Source organism: Erythrobacter sp., assembly GCF_023653175.1.
In the GTDB taxonomy this organism is placed as follows: domain Bacteria; phylum Pseudomonadota; class Alphaproteobacteria; order Sphingomonadales; family Sphingomonadaceae; genus Erythrobacter.
Genome location: NZ_JAMNXL010000272.1, coordinates 1 through 3,237, shown reverse-complemented (window position 1 = coordinate 3,237; position 3,237 = coordinate 1). Strand labels below are relative to the sequence as shown.

Genomic DNA, 3,237 nt, shown 5'->3' with positions numbered 1-3,237 from the left:
GAGGTCTATCGCGGCCAGCGCCACATCTATGACTTCACGCGCAAGTATTACCTGTTCGGGCGCGACACGCTGATCGCGGGGCTGGCGGCGCGGCCCGGAATGCGGGTGCTCGAGGTCGCCTGCGGCACCGGGCGCAACCTTGCCAAGGTCGCCAAGGCCTGGCCGGGGGTACGCCTGTTCGGCCTCGATATCTCCTCCGAGATGCTCAAGAGCGCGCGCGCGGCGCTGGGCGAGGAGGCACGGCTGGGCGAAGGCGATGCCTGCGCCTTCGATGCTGCAAGCCTGCTGGGCGAGCCTGCCTTCGAGCGGATCGTGCTGTCCTATTCGCTGTCGATGATCCCCGACTGGCAGGACGCGCTGTCCCATGCGGCGGGGCAGCTGGCGCCGGACGGCGAGCTTCACGTGGTCGATTTCGGTGATCTTGCCGGGCTGCCGGGGCCGTTCCAGCGGGGCTTGCGGGCATGGCTGGCGAAGTTCCATGTGACCCCGCGCGCGGCGCTTCCCGCCTTTGCCGCCGAGGTGGCGGCCACGCGCGGGCTGACGCTGGCGAGCAAGCGCGGACCGCTCGGCTACTATCAGCTCCACGTGCTGAAGGCTGCTTGAGCGCCCCAGCGCGCCTGATCAGGGCTGCGGTTGCTGACCGGCCTCGGCTGCCTCCAGCAACTTGAACGCCAGCCGCGCACTCGCCCGCTCACGCGCCCACGATAGGCACAGCTTCAGCGGAGCGTAGTCACCCTTGGCGACATATCCCGACCACTGATAATTGCAGTCGCGCTTTACGACCTCCGGGGTCTCACCATATTCGCCGGCGCGCACCTCGCGGTATTCCCAAGCGCCGTCTTCCATCTGTTGGGCCCAATAGTCGAAGTTCAAGGAATACATGATCGCATCGATCTGTTCGTACATGCAGGCTTGCGTGCCGGTAATGCCGAATTGCTCGGGATAGGCGTATCGCGGCGCAGTGCCCGAAAGGCAGAAAGCCTGCGCACGGGCTGCCATCTGCGCCTTGGCCGGTTCGCATGAAGCAATCTGGCAGCCGGAGGAACCCTCGTAAACCTCGCGGAACTCGGGCCGCACCTGCGCGCTTGCCGGAGCGGCGACAAGAACCAGCGCGGCCAGCGCAAGAGCAGGCGAAATCTGGACGATCCGGCGAAACATCATGGCACTATCCCCCTTGGCAATTCCGCATGCTCGCGAGACGAGACCGCCGAAATGATTCGGCCCTCCATCCGCTCGACTGAATGATAAATCGGCCCTTGCGCGCAAGCCCCGCAAAAGGCGAGCGCGGCCCTGTTTGCAGCTCTGGCCGAGAGCGGGCCGGGTTTCGGATTGCCTAGACCAGGGCTCTCATACGCCCATGTCCGCGCGGCGCAGCGACCAGTAGCGGCGCATGCCTGCGAACGTCGCCGCCAGCACCGGGAAGTGCGACCGGCCGCGGCGCGGTTCGAAGCGGTGCCCGCCCGCCGCCTCGCGCAAGGAGCCGCGCACCAGCCTGCCGAGCTGCCGCGCCAGCCACGGCGAGGCGCGCAGGTGCTTGGCGACAAGCGCGCCATTGCCGAAGCAGGCGTCGGCCTGCGCCGCCCGGGCGGCGCGGCCGCCGAACCGGTCGACGGTAAAACGCGGCGAATAGATCACCGGCACACCCGCCTGATGGGCGCGCAGGATGTAGTCGGTGTCCTCGCCCGAACGCAGCGGGCCGCCGCAGCCGAAGCGCCAGTCGAAGAGGCCGATCGCCGCGATCGCGGCGCGGTTGAAGGTGAGGTTGCAACCGAGCACGAAGCCGGTCGGCACCAGGCCGCGATGGAAGGTCTCGGGCGCGTCCCCGCCGCGCACCTTATGGGACGGATCGTGCATGCCGGGCTGCACCCGGCCGCCCATCACAACCGGGCCCGCACCGTTTTGCGCAAAGGCTTCGCGCAGTCCGGTGAAGTAGCCGGGGTCGATCCGGCAATCATCGTCGGTGCAGGCGATGATCGCAGCCTTTGCCGCGGAGAGGCCAGCGTTGCGGGCGCGGGCCAGGCCGGATTGGGCCACGTGGAGGTAACGGATCGTCAGGCCGGGCCGCGCGGCGAGCGCGCGCACAAGCGGGCCGGCACTGGCGGTCGGCGCATTGTCGACCACGATCAGCTCGATTGCAGCATCCCGGGTGCGCGCCGCCGCCACGCGGATCGCGGCGAGGCAATGCGCTAGCGCCACCGGACGATCGCGGGTGCAGACGATGAGACTCACCTGAGGCACTGTAGGCTCGTTCACGCCGCCATGCCCTCCCGCCGCACGAGCGCGGGGGCGAAGCGGGGCACGACCTTGAAGACCGGCAGGATGACGCAGACCCGTAACGGCATGATGCGCAGCGCGCGCCCTCCCTCGCTCGTGCCGGGCAGGGAAGCGCCCGCGCGGCGCATGCCCTTGGGCGAGACGGCGGCGCGGTGCGTTAACCTGCTTAAGGCAGCGCCGCCTCGATTGAGATTGGCACCGGCGTCAGTCGTCGCCTGCACCCGCCCGCCACACCCGCAGCGCGCGCACCCGCATCGCCCCGCTTCCGCCCGCATAGGCACTTGTCCCCGGGTGCTTGACCGCCACGGTCATCAGCGGGAACCAGACCGTGCCGGGGAAGGGATTGACCGTCTGGTAGACTTCTATCCCGTCGACGAACCAGGTGATGTGCCGGGGGTCGATACTGACGCCGTAGCGGTGGTAGCCGCTCGCAAAGCCCGACCGCCCGTAGAAGCGCTGCGCGTCGATCCGCATCGGCACGGTGAAGCCCCGCTTGCCGCCCGCGCCGCCGTGCAGATTGGCGCTGATGTGGCGCGAGAAATTCCAATCGGGCGATTGCCCGAAGCCCTCGTAGACGTCGATCTCGGGCGGCCAGCCGGATGTGGGGAGCAGCCACAGCGCCGGCCAGGCGCCGCGGCGGTCGGGCATCTGCGCCTCCCACTCGATCTGGCCATAGGCAAGGTGGGTCTCGGGCATCCGCTCGCCGGTCAGCACCGCCGCGCCGTGGCGCCACTGCTGGCCCTCGTAAGCCATGGGGCGTGCGAGCTGCTGGCTGGTCAGCACCAGCGCGCCGCCCCGGATCGCGACTGGCGGCTGCGGGGCGGCGCGCCAGTCGGGATCGAGATAGAGCCCGGTCTCGGAATTGCCCGGCTGGGTGCGCCCGTGCGGCAGGCGGGTGCTGAACGCGCCCTCGCCGCCGCGATCGCTCCAGCGCGCGCTGGCGGGATCGAAGGCCTAGTCGGG

Annotated in this window: 5 protein-coding genes; 1 reads left to right on the top strand and 4 read right to left on the bottom strand. The window is 69.4% G+C overall.

From position 1 onward, the window contains the following. A partial coding sequence (locus NBV68_RS18740; RefSeq protein WP_296312946.1) for a methyltransferase domain-containing protein occupies positions 1-603 on the top strand: 603 nt, incomplete at its 5' end. A gap of 18 nt (positions 604-621) precedes the next feature. On the opposite strand, the gene NBV68_RS18735 is transcribed toward NBV68_RS18740, so the two are convergent. The 4 genes from NBV68_RS18735 to NBV68_RS18720 all read right to left on the bottom strand — a co-directional run bounded on the left by NBV68_RS18735 (position 622) and on the right by NBV68_RS18720 (position 3,057). Beyond that, entirely contained in the window at positions 622-1,161 is a 540-nt protein-coding gene (locus tag NBV68_RS18735; protein ID WP_296312944.1) for a hypothetical protein, read from the bottom strand. Between the two features lie 186 nt (positions 1,162-1,347). Continuing rightward, positions 1,348-2,253, bottom strand: coding sequence for a glycosyltransferase family 2 protein (locus NBV68_RS18730; protein ID WP_296312942.1), 906 nt, complete (start codon positions 2,251-2,253; stop codon positions 1,348-1,350). After that, positions 2,250-2,402 carry a hypothetical protein gene (locus NBV68_RS18725; RefSeq protein ID WP_296312940.1) on the bottom strand — a complete coding sequence of 51 codons (153 nt, stop codon included), beginning with the start codon at positions 2,400-2,402 and terminating at the stop codon, positions 2,250-2,252. The genes NBV68_RS18730 and NBV68_RS18725 overlap by 4 nt, the downstream gene beginning before the upstream one ends. 76 nt (positions 2,403-2,478) lie before the next feature. Beyond that, the gene (locus NBV68_RS18720; RefSeq protein WP_296312937.1) at positions 2,479-3,057 is read right to left on the bottom strand and encodes a family 16 glycosylhydrolase; all 579 of its coding nucleotides are present in this window, start codon (positions 3,055-3,057) and stop codon (positions 2,479-2,481) included. Between the last annotated feature and the right edge of the window lie 180 nt (positions 3,058-3,237).

Bases quoted from the DNA above. Each gene is read 5' to 3' on its own strand.
- NBV68_RS18735 (WP_296312944.1), bottom strand. From the start codon at position 1,161: ATGATGTTTCGCCGGATCGTCCAGATTTCGCCTGCTCTTGCGCTGGCC.
- NBV68_RS18725 (WP_296312940.1), bottom strand. From the start codon at position 2,402: ATGCGCCGCGCGGGCGCTTCCCTGCCCGGCACGAGCGAGGGAGGGCGC.